The 17,256-nt window shown below is 56.4% G+C and carries 15 protein-coding genes and 1 other RNA gene; 15 read left to right on the top strand and 1 reads right to left on the bottom strand.

What is annotated here, in order from left to right:
- The first annotated feature begins 102 nt into the window (after positions 1 to 102).
- Complete coding sequence (smpB, locus tag G3M63_RS06905; protein ID WP_150301548.1) at positions 103 to 585, top strand: SsrA-binding protein SmpB; 483 nt, start codon at positions 103 to 105, stop codon at positions 583 to 585.
- 178 nt (positions 586 to 763) lie between these two features.
- Positions 764 to 1,150, top strand: a transfer-messenger RNA (tmRNA) gene (ssrA, locus tag G3M63_RS06900).
- A gap of 109 nt (positions 1,151 to 1,259) precedes the next feature.
- Here ssrA and fdhD read toward each other — a convergent pair.
- A complete protein-coding gene (fdhD, locus tag G3M63_RS06895) occupies positions 1,260 to 2,081 on the bottom strand; it encodes a formate dehydrogenase accessory sulfurtransferase FdhD (RefSeq protein WP_163982277.1) in 822 nt (273 codons plus the stop codon).
- 600 nt (positions 2,082 to 2,681) lie between these two features.
- Between fdhD and G3M63_RS19715 the strand changes: the two genes are divergently transcribed.
- The 13 genes from G3M63_RS19715 to G3M63_RS06830 all read left to right on the top strand — a co-directional run bounded on the left by G3M63_RS19715 (position 2,682) and on the right by G3M63_RS06830 (position 17,229).
- A complete protein-coding gene (locus G3M63_RS19715) occupies positions 2,682 to 3,143 on the top strand; it encodes a transcription termination/antitermination NusG family protein (protein WP_371923577.1) in 462 nt (153 codons plus the stop codon).
- A gap of 262 nt (positions 3,144 to 3,405) precedes the next feature.
- A complete protein-coding gene (locus G3M63_RS06885) occupies positions 3,406 to 3,879 on the top strand; it encodes a hypothetical protein (RefSeq protein ID WP_163982273.1) in 474 nt (157 codons plus the stop codon).
- 54 nt (positions 3,880 to 3,933) lie between these two features.
- The gene (locus tag G3M63_RS06880) at positions 3,934 to 5,130 is read left to right on the top strand and encodes an outer membrane beta-barrel protein (RefSeq protein WP_163982271.1); all 1,197 of its coding nucleotides are present in this window, start codon (positions 3,934 to 3,936) and stop codon (positions 5,128 to 5,130) included.
- Between the two features lie 137 nt (positions 5,131 to 5,267).
- A complete protein-coding gene (locus G3M63_RS06875) occupies positions 5,268 to 5,804 on the top strand; it encodes a polysaccharide biosynthesis/export family protein (protein ID WP_150301463.1) in 537 nt (178 codons plus the stop codon).
- 2 nt (positions 5,805 to 5,806) lie between these two features.
- On the top strand, positions 5,807 to 8,029 hold the full coding sequence (locus G3M63_RS06870) for a polysaccharide biosynthesis tyrosine autokinase (protein WP_163982269.1): 2,223 nt from the start codon (positions 5,807 to 5,809) through the stop codon (positions 8,027 to 8,029).
- Between the two features lie 377 nt (positions 8,030 to 8,406).
- The gene (locus G3M63_RS06865; RefSeq protein WP_163982267.1) at positions 8,407 to 9,168 is read left to right on the top strand and encodes a hypothetical protein; all 762 of its coding nucleotides are present in this window, start codon (positions 8,407 to 8,409) and stop codon (positions 9,166 to 9,168) included.
- Complete coding sequence (locus G3M63_RS06860; RefSeq protein ID WP_163982265.1) at positions 9,165 to 10,559, top strand: undecaprenyl-phosphate glucose phosphotransferase; 1,395 nt, start codon at positions 9,165 to 9,167, stop codon at positions 10,557 to 10,559. Before G3M63_RS06865 ends, G3M63_RS06860 begins: the two co-directional genes overlap by 4 nt.
- A gap of 103 nt (positions 10,560 to 10,662) precedes the next feature.
- On the top strand, positions 10,663 to 12,009 hold the full coding sequence (locus tag G3M63_RS06855; RefSeq protein WP_163982263.1) for a UDP-glucose/GDP-mannose dehydrogenase family protein: 1,347 nt from the start codon (positions 10,663 to 10,665) through the stop codon (positions 12,007 to 12,009).
- Complete coding sequence (locus G3M63_RS06850; RefSeq protein WP_150301467.1) at positions 12,002 to 13,387, top strand: lipopolysaccharide biosynthesis protein; 1,386 nt, start codon at positions 12,002 to 12,004, stop codon at positions 13,385 to 13,387. Before G3M63_RS06855 ends, G3M63_RS06850 begins: the two co-directional genes overlap by 8 nt.
- A 54-nt stretch (positions 13,388 to 13,441) precedes the next feature.
- Positions 13,442 to 14,602 (top strand): glycosyltransferase, encoded by a 1,161-nt coding sequence (locus G3M63_RS06845; RefSeq protein WP_163982261.1) that lies wholly within the window; start codon positions 13,442 to 13,444, stop codon positions 14,600 to 14,602.
- A 59-nt stretch (positions 14,603 to 14,661) separates the two neighbouring features.
- On the top strand, positions 14,662 to 15,786 hold the full coding sequence (gene gmd, locus G3M63_RS06840) for a GDP-mannose 4,6-dehydratase (RefSeq protein WP_150301469.1): 1,125 nt from the start codon (positions 14,662 to 14,664) through the stop codon (positions 15,784 to 15,786).
- A 2-nt stretch (positions 15,787 to 15,788) separates the two neighbouring features.
- Complete coding sequence (locus G3M63_RS06835) at positions 15,789 to 16,763, top strand: GDP-L-fucose synthase (RefSeq protein WP_163982259.1); 975 nt, start codon at positions 15,789 to 15,791, stop codon at positions 16,761 to 16,763.
- Position 16,764: 1 nt separating this feature from the next.
- A complete protein-coding gene (locus tag G3M63_RS06830; RefSeq protein ID WP_163984201.1) occupies positions 16,765 to 17,229 on the top strand; it encodes a GDP-mannose mannosyl hydrolase in 465 nt (154 codons plus the stop codon).
- The last annotated feature ends 27 nt before the right edge of the window (positions 17,230 to 17,256 follow it).

Here is a 17,256-nt window from a genome sequence, read left to right as displayed (position 1 = left end):
ATTGGAAAAGAACGGCATTGTCCAGATTCTGACCAGCCGCCACAAGAGCGGGCAATGACGGTGATAGCCGAACCGGTATTCAGCCCCTATAATACGCCGCCTATGAGCAACCAAAAGAAAACCCAGGCCAACAGCGGCACTATCGCGCTGAATAAAAAGGCCAAACACGAATATTTCATCGAAGATCGCTTCGAGGCGGGCGTTGCCCTGGCCGGGTGGGAAGTCAAAAGCCTGCGCGCCGGCAAGGTTCAGTTGGTCGACAGCTATATTTTGCTCAAGGATGGCGAAGCCTTTCTGCTTGGCGCCCACATCACGCCGCTGAAAACCGCCAGCACTCATGTGATTGCAGATCCGACCCGCACGCGTAAGCTGCTACTCAAAGCCCGAGAGCTGGACAAGCTGCTCACCGGCGTACAGCAGAAAGGCTTCAGCTGTGTCCCTATAGCACTGTACTGGAAGCGACACCTGGTGAAATGCGAGATCGCCCTGGTACGCGGCAAGAAGGATTTCGATAAGCGCGAAACCGAGAAAGACCGCGACTGGGCTCGTGACAAGGCAAGAATTCTCCGCGAGAACCACCGCTGACATTGCTGGGCGACGGCTCCTCGGCCTCGCCCGCTTTACAGCCGAGGGCGCGCCCTCGCCAACCCGCCTGTTAGGCGGAGTGTCCTCCGGCTACCCCGCCATGAATATTTTTGAAACAAACCCTCCTTGGTAAAGACCTGTGCTTACGTTACACTGCGCCCCGTACCAAGATGGTTTTGGGGCCGATTAGGATTCGACGACGGTTACAAAACTTGAGGGGCATGCCGAGTTGGTAACAGAACTCGTAAATAAACTGTTGCAAAACCTATAATTGCCAATGATGACAATTACGGTGCTCAACTAGCTGCGTAAGCAGCCTAGTCGCACTTCTGGTAGCTTCGGCTCCAGCAATCATTAGAGGATGTCTGTAAACTCGAAATGATTGTCATATAGAACAGAATCGCCGCCTAGTACGTTGTGGACGAAGCGGTTAAACATTACACAACTCGCTCCAAACACCCTGCCACTCGGGCGGTGAGGAGTTAACTCAGTAGAGCTGGCTAAGCATGTAGAACCGATAGCGGCGGACTGGCGGACGGGGGTTCAAATCCCCCCGGCTCCACCAAACAAACCAAAAAAGACGTCCTCGGACGTCTTTTTTTGTGCCTGGATTTCGGCTCATCCAGATGATTTCCCGAACCCTGTGCAGTGCCAAGCTCGAACGGTCCGTGGCATCAAAGCACAGGCGCAGGACTATATACCCTCGGCCCGCTACGGTGCGGAATATGGACAAGATTGAGCCCGTGCGTGCGCGCCCATTGAACACTCAGAGCTGTAGGCGCAGACAGGCAGACCAACGTCGATATCCGTCCGCGGACCGCTTTATGGATAAGCTCCAGACTGCAGCGACTTGTCACCACCGCGAAGCCATCGCTCGGGCCCAACGCGCTGCGATAAACGGCACCGATCAGTTTATCCAGGGCGTTGTGCCGGCCGATGTCTTCACGACAGAGCAGAATGTCGCCCGAGGTCCGGTCAACAAATACCGCAGCATGCAGCGCACCACTCTGCCGCGCGAGCAGCTGAGCAGCACTGATTCGATCGCGCATGCCCTCCAACAAGGATGAATCTGGCAGAGCTGCATGATCCAGCGATGCAAGTGTCGGCAATGCCTGATCGAGGGCCTCGACGCCACACAATCCACACCCGCTAGTACCTGCCAGATGGCGGCGCTGTTGTTTTATCGCCCAGAACGCCCGACTACTCACTTCCAGATCTGCTCGCCGCTGTTCGCCCTGGCCGCTCAAGCGAATGTCATATATATCTTCGGGAGAGGTCACCAATGCGCCGGTGAGACTGAAGCCGACGACAAAATCCTCAAGCGCGTCCGGAGAAACCATCATGACGGCCTGACTGATTCCGTTGTAACTCACCGCTAGCGCAACTTCCTCCGCAAGCGTTTGGCTTGCCTGCACTTGCCCGCCAAGCTCGACATACTCGAAAGGACGCGCTGTCTCGCACGACCAATGATCGTTTTCGGACCTATTCTCTGGCATGGGACTCTCCGGGCTGTACTGACTCGTCACCATAGGAATTTAAGCCGAGCAGGTAAAGGCCTTCGCATGACAAGCGTAAGCCACAGTGCAGCAGATCAAACTGCCATCATTGTGCTTGGCCTCAGTCATGGGAAACACACCATCTTGAGAGCGCGCCTGGTTTCGAATGAGCGCCAACGACGGAGCCCAGGCAAACGATGCCCACCGGGCATTAGATGATTTCGCCCTGCCGAACACCTGATCCATACTCGTCAACGCGACACATTGCGCAGCGGCACGCAATCCTGAAAAGACTGAGAAAACACCAGCCACTCAGCGACACAAATTTGGCGAAAAACCCCAAACCGCGCGGGATACGGCCCAACATGCTGATTCGCAAATGCTTTTCAGAAAGCCCTTTCTTCAACCGTTGCAGTTCGGATATTTTCTATCGAACAGATCCAGCAGAGCCGACCAATCCGAGGGAGCACCAGTCATCGAAAAGCATGGCTGGCAGAACAAAACTTTTGGAACTCTTCATTCAATGCTGAGTCTAGTCTTTCGGAGTGATTGAATCGGCTGATAGCGGTTTGATATCTCGACGATCAAGTGGCAGCAAACATGTTCGCGGTATGTGCCTCAAGGCTAGGAGGGCTTATGAACAACCATAGGGAAATGCCGGAAGTCGCCTGGTACCTCCTACAGCGCAAACCCCGACAGGTAGGCCGAGCGGGTGAGCATCGCGCTCATCAAGGCTTCGAGTGCTTGGAACCGAGCCTTCGGGTCGACGAGCTTCACGCTGGCAAAGTGAAGCGGATCGCGCAGCCCATGTTTCCCGGTTACCTCATCGCAAGAATAAAAGCCCAGGATAACTGGACTGCACTCCCTTTGACCCGTTGTGTTTCACGCGTCCTCAACACTCGCGGGCAATCCGTTCCCCTCAGAGCACGCCGTCGCGGTCTCGTTGCGTCAGCCACGCAGAGACACGGCGCCTCAGGCAGCACATTTGCCTGGACTGGGCAGCGTGCCGATGACAAACATGATCAACAGGATGGGCGCACATTTTGCAGCGTTTTGATTTGAGCGGTACCGAAGCAAGCATTCGCGACCATAACAGGGAAACCGGGTGGCGCATCAAATGCCATCTTGCGGTTGATGAACCCGCTGGATCAAAGGTGACTCCTTTGGGCGGTAGCGTGCCTGCTGGTTAGCAAGCGCACTTGAACAGGGCATGACCTGTAACTGGACGCACGGAGGGGCATCTTGCACTTTCGCGCATCTGTGACTGAGTCAACAACGCTACGGCGTCAGCATGGGTAGTCTATATCTACCAAGGAGATAGTTGATGATGAGGAAAACTTTGCTTGTGCCGCTTACGGCGCTTGCCATGTCCGGGATGGGCATCACAAGTCTGCCAGCTCTGGCGGCGGATGTTTGCGCGCGCTCTGCAGAGCACCAGCTTGAAAACGCCGCCAGCACCCGTCAGGAGATCACTGTCGCGGTTCAGCAACGCATCACGGAATGCAGCGAGGAAGCTGTCGACATCGTCACGCTTGCTATCGGGGTAGCCCCCGAGCTAGCCAGTGATATCACCCTGGCGGCTATCGATGCAGCGCCCGATCAGATTGCAGAGATTGTGGAAGCGGCGGTAGCAGCAGCACCCGATCAAGCCGAGGAAATTGTCAGTGCAGTGACTGACAGACTGCCCACCGCGTCCGGTGCGGCATCGTCCACCACCCCGGCGCCCGCCTCTCTGGGCGTGCCACGCGGCGGCTCAGGGGGCGGAACCGGCGGTGGAACCACTGCCAGCTCCAGCTGATCGCTACCGTTCACAGAACAACAATCTTTCATTTCCGAGAAGGAAGACTGCTTTATGAGGCTCTCCAAATTTCTTACCGCTTCGCTCGCGACCTCTGTATCTGCCTATAGCTGGGCAATCGAGCCGATGAGCATGGATATACGCGGCTTTCAGTTCACTCCGACCCTGTTTGTCTCCGAAAGCTACGACGACAACTATCGTGGTGTACGAGACAACGCTGCGGACTCGTGGATCACTACCATCGAGCCGACCTTTGCACTGAGCGCGGAAAACCGCAACAGCCAGCACGAGTTGAAGTACTCCTTCGACAGCGACATCTTTCATGATGATAGTGACGCATCCAACACCGATCATCACCTCACATTCAAGAGCGCGCTGGCGCTGACCTCGCGTCACCGGGTCCGGGGCAACATTGGTTACCACCGCATTGAAGACACCATCAACGATGACACCAGAAGTCGCACCGACGAACTCGCCGGCGACCTGGCCGGGCGCGACTTTTACAACGATCAGTACAGCCGTGCCGTAGCAGGTCTCGGCTATACCTTTGGCGCTGTGAGCGCCCAGAACCAGCTCGATTTCGCTACGAACTATGAACAACGCCGCTATCACAATAGCGGAGACATCAACGAAGACCAGGAGCGCGACAGCCTTGGCGTGAGCAGCACCTGGTTCCACCGCATCGGCGGCCGCACCCGTTCAATCGTTGAAGTGCGTCATACTCAACATGAATATGTTGAAGACCGCTACAACCGAGACGGGACCAACACGGCAGGCTTGATTGGTGCGACCTGGGAGGCGACCGCCAAGACTACAGGTACTGTTCGTGTAGGCGCTGAACGCAAGAAATTCGACAGTGACGCGCGCGAAGATTTCACCAGCCCCATGTGGGAAGTCGGCGTTGCCTGGGCACCGCGGACTTACTCAACCTTCGAGATCAACGCCCGCCGCGCCTTCGACGAGGGTGAGGATGACTCTTCCACAGTTGAAGACGTCACCACCGCGCTCAGCTGGACGCATGGCTGGACGCCGCGCATCAGCACTGAACTGGAATACCAGATCTCTGATCGGGAATACAAAGCCAGTGACCGTGAAGACGACCGGACCGCATACAGTGTCGGAGTTAGCTACGCGTTCGATCGCTGGGCGGACATCACATTGGGCTACCTGCGGTCAGAAAATGATTCGTCTCGTTACTTCAACAGCTACGAGCGGAACGTATACCTGTTAAGCCTTAACATGAGCCTTTAACGCTCAGCGTCCGGCTGAGCGCTGCTTCGATAACATTAACACCTGCCGTATTGCCTGAATCCGTTAAAGGATTCAGGCCAGGCTATGGGGATGACATCCCCCCAGCGCTGAAAAACAGCTAGATGGAGAGAGCAAACATGTCTATCCAACATATTTTAAGAACAGCAACGATATTTTTACTGCTCGGTCTGAGCTTTCAGGCTACAGCGAACACACAATACCGGCTCAGCTCAGGCGACGTACTGAGAATCAGCGTTTTCGGGGAACCTGATCTTACCTTTGAAGAGATTCGCCTGAACGATGCAGGGACTTTCTCATATCCGTTTCTCGGTGCAGTCGAAGCGAAGGGCAAGACTCCGCGGGAGATCGAAAACCTGATTACCGAATCTTTGAAGGACGGCTATCTGGTCGATCCGCGCGTCTCGGTAAGCGTGATCAACTACCGCGAATTTTATATCAGCGGTGAGGTCAAACAGCCCGGCGGATATCCTTACCAGCCAGGCCTGACGCTTGATCGTGCCATTGCTCTGGCAGGCGGACTCACGGAACGCGCCTCGACACGTCGCATTACTATTGTTCGCGGATCCGATGAGAATCGGGCTGCAGAACGGGCGTCACTGAGCACTATCGTTCAGCCAGGTGACACCATTACTATCGACCAAGGATTCTTTTGAGCATGAACAGCTCCATACGACCTGACCGCCAGTGGCAGCCTATGCAGTCCGAAGACGACGCTGACTATATCGACCTGAAAAAGATCTGGCACGCGCTATGGTCCCGTAAATGGAGCATTATCTCGCTGGTTCTGGTGGTTACGATGCTGGCCACCCTGGCTGTCATGCAAATGACGCCCATCTATCGCGCCAGCGTGACCATGATGATCGAATCCAAAGGCGATCAACTGGTCGACTTTCAGCGCGTTTACGACAATACAGGGCAGTTGAGCGAGTATCTGCAGACCCAGCTTGGCCTGATCAACAGCCGCGGCGTCGCTGAACGCGTAGTGCGCGAGTTGAACCTGACCGAGCACCCAGAATTTGACCCGCGCCAGCGCCCTGAGCCACTAGTCGATGTCAAAGGCATGGTGCGGCGCGCCAAGAGCATGATTCTGGGCGAAGATCCGTCAAAATCTGCCGCCCCGATGACCGAGGCAGAGATCATGGACGCAGTCACTCGCGATTTCATGACACGCACGGCTGCGGACGTCGAAGGTAAAAGCCAGTTGGTCAGAATCTCCGTCGAGATGGCCGACCGCTTGACCGCAGCCCAGGCGGCCAACTCATTGGCCAACAGTTATATTGAAGGCCAGCTGGAAGCTCAGATGGAAATGTCCATGGCGGCCACTACCTGGATGAACAGCCGTCTTGCGGAACTGCGCACTTCACTCAAGGAAGCAGAGGATCGCCTGCAACAATACCGCGAAGAAGAAGGCCTGGTTGATGTGGGCGGCGTAGGCACTGTCAGTGCCGACAACCTGTCGTTAACTGGCGACCGGATGATTGATGCCCGTCGCCAACGCGCCGAGGCAGAAAGCCAGTATCGCCAGGTTCAGGCGATGTCGGAACAGGGTTGGGAACGGATGGCAAGCGTGCCAGCCGTACTCGGCCACCCGCTCATCCAGCAATTTAAATCTGAGCAAGCTCGTGCCCGAGCCAAGGTAGAAGAGCTTTCGCGCCGCTACGGCGAGCGCTTCCCGGCCATGCAGGCGGCTCAGTCTGATTTGGCGGCAGCCACCGCCAGCCTGAAAGCCCAGGTCGAACAAGTAGTCGCAGGTATCGAGCGCAACTATCAGCTGGCAGTTGCAAACGAAAACTCGCTGCGCGCCTCCTTCGATCAGAACAAGGAAGAAATTCAGGATATTTCGCGTAAGGAATTCAGGGTTCGCGAACTCGAGCGTGACGTGGAGAGCAACCGGGAGCTGTACGAGACTTTCCAGAACCGTTTGCGCGAAACGACCGCCACACAGGATCTAAGCAGCACCAACGCCCGCATCGTCGACGAAGCGCTGCCCCCTGCTGTACCGGCCGCGCCTAATACCCGTCTGCTGATCATGCTGGCCAGCGTGCTGTCATTCATCGCCGGGGTTGCTATCGCGCTGATTGCCGACTTCCTCAACAATACATTCAAAAGCGCCGAAGACGTCGAGAACAATCTCAATCTGCCGGTACTCGGGATCGTGCCCCTGGTCGCCAAAAAACAGCAGAAGAAGGTCGCTCATCTGTTCGAGAAAGGCGACGACATGCGCTTTTGCGAGGCGATCCGGACCATTCGTACCAGCGTGATGCTGGCCGATATGAGCCGGCCACAAAAGGTCATCGTGGTCACTTCCTCCGTGCCCGCCGAAGGTAAGAGTTCGGTCGCGGCGAATATGGCGTTTGCCTTGAGTCAGCTACAGCGGGTATTGCTGATCGATGCCGACCTTCGGCGCCCGACACTGGCCAAGAACTTCGATTTCCCGGTGGGTACACCGGGTCTGGCCAACCTGATTGCAGGCACGGCAAAGGCAGAGGATTGCATCCAGACAGTCGACAATCAGCTGGACATGTTGACCGCTGGCGCGGTGCCGCCAAACCCGCTGGAGCTGCTGGCGTCACCTCGCTTCGCCAAGTTTCTGGAGCGCGCCAAGGAGCAATACGATCACATCCTTATCGATTCTCCCCCGACCCAGGCCGTCAGCGATTCGGTGTTGATGTCTACGTATGCCGACTCGGTTATATACGTAATCAAATCGGAACACACCTCCATCAATATGGCTCAAAAGGGTGTTGGTCAGCTGCTGCAGAGCGGCGCCTCCATCGTCGGTGTTGTACTCAACCAGGTCGACGTGAAGAAGGCGGCCAAAAAAGGCGAGTACAGCGGTTACTACGACCACTACGGCTACAGCGAGCAGAATGCATAAGTTTTACTGCTGATCCCTGAATGTAGCCAACCTTCCCTCCTACCCTACCGCCCGAGTGCCGCCCACCTAACAGTGGCGCGGCGCCACTCGCTTCACCCTCTCGCTTGGCTGTCCCGCGCTTAAACCGTTGTCAAACACGTTGATCGAGTCACACAGACGCGGACACGTAACCCCGCCTTTTTTTGATCCACATACCGGTAGCACATAAATGCGAAACGCATCGAATTTTTTAGGGAACACCAGGCGCAAAGCCTTGTCGTAGATACACCACGTCTCATCCCGCATGAGTGCGTGACGGATATTCAGAGGTTACTGACCGCGGACGGTCAGGAGTGTCATGCCAACTCGGCGAAGGACAAAGGCAAGGACGTTTGGAAATGACCATATCTGCTGTTAACGGCCCATATACAAAAAGCACGTCCCCCCGCCGCGCCTTAGCGCAGCCATTGATCGCGCAGAAGCTGGCTTGCCTTATCGCGCTACCGGTGTCTGTTGCATGCCTGGTGCTCTCTGTTCCAATGCTGTTTGCCGGGGTAGCGAGCGAGCACGCGGAATTGGCACTACGTTACTGGCAGCGCTCGGAGGCACCGCCTAGCGAGAGCTACTGGAACATGTCTCTCCAGCGAGCCGCGAGCGCCGTTGAACAGGCTCCGATTACCAACGCTGAATACCTTGACCGCCTTGGCAGGGTCTTGTTGTGGGGACCGCTGGTTGCGCCTGAAGGCTCCGGGAGCGAAGGGCAGAAACAAAGCGCGATCCAGGCCTTTCGCAAATCGGTTGAGGCACGCCCTGCCTGGCCCTGGTCATGGCTGAGACTGGCCTACGCAAAACAGGGCTTGCACCAGCTAGATGATGAATTCGACCTGGCGATGCGTCGCACTAACGAGCTCGGCGCAGGCCGGCCTGAACTGGACAGCGACCTCGCTGCACTGGGATTTTCGGCTTGGAGCGAACTCACTCCCAGCCAACGAACTATTACGCTCGAAGCAGCGAATCGCTCCGCCGCTTCGAGCAAAAAGGAAGCCTTACAGATGTATAACCTGGCAAAGGCCTCAGGCCTCGCTACCCCACTGTGCTGGAGTCTCGGCTCAGCGGTCAAAGCCGAACAGCAGATATGCAAGGAGGAAGGTTCACAATGATCGCTAAACGCACCAATCCCGCCGTGAATCGCCGGGGTCTTACATTTTGGGGCCAATGGCTGTGCGCTATGTTTCTGGTCAGCGGCCTGCTTTGCTATCTGGTTTATCAGCACGTCGGAGTCGTCTCGACGCAGTATCGACTGCTGATCGTCATCACCATTTTCGGCTCCGTTCCGGCGTATATGCTGATGCACGTCTACCACAAGCGGCACAGTTATCTATCCGGCATGGTTCACTTGATGGGTGGATGGGCACTCTTGCTGGCAGGCTTGATGGCCATCACCTACGCCAGCCAGAGCATGCATTTGTTTTCCTCCGAGATCTTCTTGCAATGGGCAGTGCTCGGCTATCTTGTCCAGGCAGCGACGTATATTCCTTTGCGCTACTTTGGCAATCTCCACTCCAGCAAGCTGCGCCTCGGTAGAACATCTGTAATCATCGGTTCCGGGCCCGCCGCCTACGAGCTGGCCAAGCGGCTGCATGGATCCAATCGTGTACCCCTGGTGGGCCTGATCACCTCCAAACCCGATACCCAGACGCTGGATGGTCGTTTCCCGGTCCTGGGTGACCTTTCCAAGGTTCGAGAGCTGGTAGACCAATACGGGATACGTCGTGTCTACATCGCGCTGAGCCTGGACGAAGTTGCCTATATCGAGAAACTCTACATCACCCTGCTCGACCTTAGTGTAGACGTGGTCTGGATTCCGGATTTTGGCCGGATGCCTCTGCTCAATCAGTCCATTTCACAAATCGAGCAATTGCCGGCCATATACCTGAATGAGACGCCGCTCAGCTCGCATCCTGCATCGGTATTCAGCAAAGAATTGCTCGACCGCGGCGTTGCGCTACTGGCAATCATCGCGCTCAGTCCACTGCTGATCGGCGCCGCCATCGCCGTCAAGATGTCTTCCCCCGGGCCGGTACTGTTCCGCCAGCCCCGGCATGGCTGGAACGGCGAGATCATACACGTGATGAAGTTCCGCTCGATGCGCGCGCATAACGACGACAAGATCGTCAAACAGGCTACCCGCGACGACCCCCGCGTCACACCGGTGGGCCGCATACTGCGCAGCACGTCCATCGACGAGCTTCCTCAGCTGTTCAATGTATTGCGCGGCGAAATGTCTCTGGTCGGGCCACGTCCGCACGCCGTGACGCATAACGATTATTACAGCGACAAGATCCTGGCCTATATGGCACGTCATCGCATTAAGCCGGGCATCACCGGGCTGGCCCAGGTCACAGGGCACCGCGGCGAGACGGAAACCATAGAAAAAATGCAGCAACGCGTTGAACAGGATCTGGCTTACATCAATAACTGGTCGCTGTGGCTGGACATCAAGATCCTGTTCCGCACCCCGTTTACGTTGTTCTCACGAGACGTGTACTGACTGCCACGGCCATTCGGCAATCAGCTGAAGCCCCACATATGAAACGCCCCCGGCGTACCGCCGGGGAGTGCAAGCAGATTTCGTTCAAATTTAAGGAAGCGCCATGAATATCACTGTTGTTGGAACTGGCTATGTCGGGCTCGTTACGGGCGCTTGCATCGCAGAAATGGGTAACACCGTTTACTGCGTTGATATTGACCCAGCGAAAATCGAGAACCTGAAAAAAGGCGTCTTGCCAATCTACGAGCCTGGCCTGGAAGACATTGTCGCTGACAACTTTTCTGCAGACCGCTTGCGCTTTACTACTTCGCTCAAGGACACCATTGAAGATTCCGAAGTCTTCTTCATCGCGGTAGGTACCCCGCCGGGCGAAGACGGCTCCGCCGATCTGAAATATGTCGTCGACGTAGCACGGGAAATCGGCAGTCTGATCACCCGTCCATCCGTGATCATCAACAAGTCCACTGTCCCCGTCGGCACTGCTGACCTGGTCCGCAGCACTGTAGCGGAGCAGCTGGAACAGCGCGGCCTGGATATCGAATACGACGTAGTCTCGAACCCCGAGTTTCTCAAGGAGGGTGCGGCGGTCGACGATTTCATGCACCCGGATCGCATTATCATCGGCACCGACAGCGACCGCGCGCGCAGCGTCATGAACGAACTCTACGCGCCTTTCATTCGCAACCATCCGCGAATGATGTTCATGGGCGTACGTGATGCTGAAATGACCAAATACGCAGCGAACGCCATGCTTGCGACCAAGATTTCGTTCATGAACGAGATTGCCAGCCTCTGCGAGCGGCTTGAGGTTGATGTGGAAAACGTACGCCTGGGTATCGGCTCTGATCAGCGAATCGGCTACCACTTTATTTATGCTGGCTGTGGTTACGGCGGTTCCTGCTTCCCCAAAGACGTTAAAGCACTGATCAGCATTGCGCACAAGAGCGACTTCGAACCCAAGCTGCTTCAGGCGGTAGAGGCGCGGAACGAGCTACAAAAGCAGTCGCTGTTCAACAAGGTCAATACGCATTTCGATGGCGACCTGGCCGGCAAAAGCTTCGCAGTCTGGGGCCTGGCATTCAAACCAGGCACCGACGATATGCGTGAAGCCCCAAGCGTGGTGCTGATCAACAGCCTGATCAGTGCCGGCGCGACAGTGAAAGCCTGCGACCCGGTAGCTTATGAGACTGCACGGCGCGAGTTTCCTGAAAAGTGGTTCGCTGACGGCAAGCTGGAGATCGTTGAAGGCCAGTATGAAGCCGCTATCGATGCAGACGCAGTGATCCTGGTGACAGAGTGGAAGCCCTACCGTCGGCCAGACCTCAAGGCACTGAAAAAACTGCTGAAGCAACCTCTGATCATCGATGGCCGCAACCAGTACGATCTGACCCAGATCAAGCGTGCCGGGTTTGACTATTACGGTATCGGCCGTACGAGCCTCAATGCCTAACGACGCGCCGACAGTGGAGGTCGACATCAACGCAAACGGAAAACCCGGATCCCGCTGGTCGAGGTATGGCGAACTGCTGCGTCAACAGATGCGCAGCAAACTGCTTCGCAATATTCTCACCGTCGTGTCCGGTACGGCCGGCGCCCAGATGCTGACGATGCTGTTCATGCCGGTCATAACCCGGCTGTACGGCCCCGAAAGCTATGGTGTGCTCGGGGTGTTCATGGGTGTGGTCATGATGATCGTGCCCGCCGCCGCGCTGTCCTATCCGATGGCTATTGTGCTGCCCAAAAGCAACACCGATGCGGGGGCGGTGGTCAGGCTGTCTTTGTTGATTGCTGTAGGCATGGCCGCTCTATCAGCCGTGCTGTTGTATGGATTCGGGGCGCCGCTGGTAGCGAAGATGGGCGTGGAGGAGATCACGCCTTTTCTGATGCTGCTGCCGCTGACCATGTTCTTCGGCGCTGCTCTGGAAATTGCGCAACAGTGGCTGATCCGTCATCAACTGTTTCGTATTACGGCCAAGGTGGCCATCGCGCATTCGCTGCTGCACAACCTCATTCGTAGCGCGGCGGGCTGGATCCATGCCTCGGCCGCTGTTCTGGTTTTCACAACTGCGCTCGGTCCGCTTCTACATGCGTTGATGTTGCTGTTTGGCATTCGACGTGGCAGCAAAACCGGCGGGGATGATGATTCGGCTGGCAAGCAGACAGGAGTGGACCAGACCCTTGCCGTAGCCAGGCGCTACAGCGACTTCCCGCTGTTCCGCGCGCCGCAGATGTTCATCAACACGGTTTCCCAGAACTTGCCGACGCTGGTTCTCGCGGCCTATTTCGGACCAGCCGCTGCGGGCTACTTCACGCTGTGCAAACAGGCGTTGAGCATGCCGACACATTTGATCGGCAAATCTGTGGCGGACGTTTATTACCCAAAAATCACCCAGGCCATTCACCGCCAAGAACCCATCACAGCGATGTTGATGAAGGCAGTGGCCGGGCTGGCAATCGTTGGGCTGGTTCCCTTTGGCATTGTGTTCTTTTTCGGACCATGGATGTTTGCGCTGGTGTTTGGTTCCGCCTGGGAATCAGCAGGTGAGTTTGCACGCTGGCTGGCGCTGGCCGAATACGCCATTTTTATCAGCCGACCATGCACTGTAGCCTTCCCCGCCCTGTCCATGCAGCGATTGTCTCTGGTGTTTGAAATTGTCAGCACCGCGCTGCGCATCGGTGCGCTATTTATTGGTGCCGCACTGCTGGAAGATTCGCTGAGCACGGTAATCGCCTTTACCTTTGCCAGTATTGCCATCTACCTGTGCCTGATTGCACTGACGGCTGTTGAATCGCGCCGAAGGTTTGCCCGGGGGTACCGCAATGCCTGATTGCCTCACCGGTTCACCTCTATCAATTTTCCTCAACTCTGGTTGTGAGACGTTATGCCTCTGAATTTGCCTACCATTATTGTCATCGGGTACAACCGCCCCAAGAGTCTGAGCCGATTGCTGAGCTCGCTGCGCAAGGCGCATTTTCCACCGGGCAACGTGCGGCTGGTCATCAGCCTGGATAACTCCGGTATGGAAGAACCGCGCGAGGTTGCGGAAGACTTCGATTGGCCTTTTGGCGAAAAGCGCATCATCGCTCACAAGACTCGCCTCGGACTACGACAGCATGTACTCAGCTGTGGCGATCTGACCGAGGAATACGGCGATGTCATCATCCTTGAGGATGATCTTTTCGCTTCGCCGTACTTCTACCAATACACTACGGCGGCCCTCAGCTCTTACGCGGATGACGCGAATATCGCCGGGATAAGCCTGTACAGCCAGCAGTTCAACCAGACCGCAAATCTTCCTTTTACGCCTGTCGATAACGGAAATGCCGACGTCTACTTCATGCAGCTAGCGGCATCCTGGGGGCAGGCCTGGTCGCGGTCACACTGGGTTGGCTTCCGCGCGTGGATGGAGAAAAACGGCACGGATATCGCTCACATCGACAACATCCCTGCGGATATCCGAAGCTGGCCTGAATCGTCGTGGTTGAAGCTCTACAACGCTTACATCATTTCGCGGAACAAGTTCTTCGTGTATCCGTACCGGTCGCTCACCACGAACTTTGGCGACCCGGGGCAGCATTTCAATATCGCGTCGTCGCGCTTCCAGGTGGCCATACAACAGCAGAACATTGATTACCAGTTCGCCCCTCTTGAAAGCAGCCTGGCCAAGTATGATGCGTTCTGCGAACTGCTCCCTGAAAGCGTGAAAAAACAGAATGAAAGGCTCGCCGCCTACGACTTCACCGTAAACCTCTACGGTTGCAAGGATTGCCGCAGCGGGTTGCAGCTGACTCGTACCGGTCAGAAAGGATTATTCAATTTCAGCTTATCTATGAAACCCATGGAGCTCAGCGTCATGCATGACATAGAGGGCGACGGCATTGCCCTGATCGATTCTGCCGAACTGAATAGCGCCAGCCTGACCACCCCGAAAACCGAATACGACATGTACCGCTTTTTCTACAAGTTTCCATCGGTGCAGGTCATTCTCTTCGGCTTTCGCGAGCGCGTTCAAATCCTGCTTCGCAGCGCCAGATCACGATAAACGACTACCCGATTCAAACGAATCCAACTCATTGCAATTACGACCGGAGTGTCAAATAAATGGAACGCAAAAAGGCTTTAATCACGGGTATCACCGGACAGGATGGCTCTTACCTTGCAGAGTTTCTGCTCGAGAAAGGCTATGAAGTCCACGGGATCAAGCGTCGGGCTTCGCTGTTCAACACCCAGCGCGTCGATCACATCTATCAGGACCCGCATGTCGAGAACAAGAACTTCGTGCTGCACTACGGCGACCTGTCTGACTCGTCCAACCTGACCCGCATCCTGCAGGAAGTGCAGCCCGATGAGGTCTACAACCTCGGCGCTCAGTCCCACGTAGCCGTCAGCTTCGAAGCGCCGGAATACACCGCCGATGTCGATGCCATGGGTACCCTGCGCATCCTCGAAGCCATCCGTCTGCTGGGCCTGGAAAAGAAGACCCGCTTTTATCAGGCGTCTACCTCAGAGCTCTATGGCCTGGTGCAAGAAACGCCGCAGAAGGAAACCACGCCTTTCTACCCGCGTTCGCCCTACGCTGTTGCCAAGCTGTATGCCTACTGGATCACCGTGAACTACCGCGAAGCCTATGGCATGTATGCCTGCAACGGCATCCTGTTCAATCATGAGTCGCCCCGCCGCGGCGAAACCTTCGTCACACGCAAGATCACCCGCGGCATGGCCAACATCGCCCAGGGCCTGGAAAGCTGCCTGTACATGGGTAACATCGATTCGCTACGTGACTGGGGTCATGCCAAGGACTACGTGCGTATGCAGTGGATGATGCTGCAGCAGGACCAACCCGAAGATTTCGTGATCGCCACTGGTGTGCAGTATTCAGTGCGCGAATTCATCAGCTGGTCCGCCGCCGAACTGGGCATCAAGCTGCGCTTCGAAGGCACCGGTGTGGACGAGCAGGCCATCGTCGAAAGCGTCGAAGGCGATCAAGCGCCGGGCGTCAAGGTGGGTGATGTGCTGATGCGTGTCGATCCGCGCTACTTCCGTCCGGCCGAAGTGGAGACCCTGCTGGGTGATCCGACCAAGGCCAAGACCAAGCTGGGCTGGACGCCTGAAATCACTGTTCAGGAAATGTGCGCCGAGATGGTCCGCGAAGATCTCAAGGTAGCCAAGCGTCACGCCCTGCTCAAGGAACATGGCCACGACATCCCGGTCACTGTGGAGGGTTGAGTATGCAACAGGATCTCGACCAGCGAGTCTTCGTGGCGGGACACCGGGGCATGGTCGGCTCAGCCATCGTGCGCCGGCTGGAGGCCCTCGGTTATCGCAACATCATCACCCGCAGCCGGCAGGAGCTAGATCTGCTCAGTCAGGCGGCGGTGAGTGCGTTCTTTGCGGAAGAACGCATCGACCAGGTCTACCTGGCTGCGGCCAAGGTCGGCGGCATTCACGCCAACAACAGCTATCCGGCAGAATTCATCTACGAGAATCTGATGATCGAAGCCAACATCATCCATGCCGCACATGCCAATGATGTTCAGCGGTTGCTGTTTCTCGGCTCGTCGTGCATCTATCCCAAGAATGCCGACCAGCCGATGCGCGAGGAAGCCCTGCTGACCGGTGTGCTGGAGCCGACCAACGAGCCCTACGCCATCGCCAAGATCGCCGGTATCAAACTCTGCGAAAGCTACAACCGTCAATACGGGCGTGACTACCGCAGCGTCATGCCGACCAACCTGTACGGCCCGCATGACAACTATCATCCGGAAAACAGCCACGTCATCCCCGCCCTGCTACGTCGCTTCCATGAAGCGACCCAGCGTGGTGATGAGGAAGTGGTGGTCTGGGGCAGCGGCACGCCGATGCGCGAGTTTCTGCATGTGGACGATATGGCCGCCGCCAGTGTCCACGTCATGAATCTGGATAACAGTGTCTACCAGCAGCATACCCAGCCCATGCTGTCGCACATCAATGTGGGCACCGGTCAGGACCGCACCATCCGCGAATTGGCTGAAACCATCAGCCAGGTGACCGGATTCCAGGGTCGCCTGACTTTTGATGCCAGCAAGCCCGACGGCACGCCGCGCAAGCTGATGGATGTGTCGCGCCTGGCAGCGCTGGGCTGGAACGCACAGATCGGGCTGGAAGATGGCCTGCGGGATGCGTACAGCTGGTTTGTAGAGCACATGGACGAGGCGCGTGGCTGATATGTTTCTCGAAGCGGACGCCTTTCGATCAATAGTTGCCAGCACGCCGCTGGTTTCGATTGACCTGATCGTGCAAAACCAGAGCGACGAGATCCTCCTGGGCCAGCGGTTGAACCGCCCGGCCCAGGGATGCTGGTTCGTTCCAGGCGGTCGTATCTACAAGAATGAAAATCTCGATGCCGCTTTCAGACGACTGACTGAAACCGAATTGGGACAGACATTCTGCCGTGAAAGCGCCACTCTGCTTGGCATATTCGAACATTTTTATAGCGACAGTGTGTTTGGTGACACTCCTGACACCCATTATGTAGTGGTAGCCTACGCCTTGAAATTGCCGTCCGGGAGCGAACTGCAGCCGCCAGCAATCCAACATGACCTTTACCGATGGTGGTCAAGGCCGGACATGCTGGCCTCGGATGAGGTTCATGTGCACACCAAGGCCTATCTATATAGCCTGATTCACTGATCCCGGCCGACATATGGCGGGGAACTT

It is taken from the genome of Pseudomonas sp. OIL-1 (genome assembly GCF_010669185.1).
Lineage (GTDB): Bacteria > Pseudomonadota > Gammaproteobacteria > Pseudomonadales > Pseudomonadaceae > Halopseudomonas > Halopseudomonas profundi.
The sequence above is the reverse complement of the archived record's forward strand: the minus strand, read 5'-3'. Positions and strand labels throughout refer to the sequence as shown.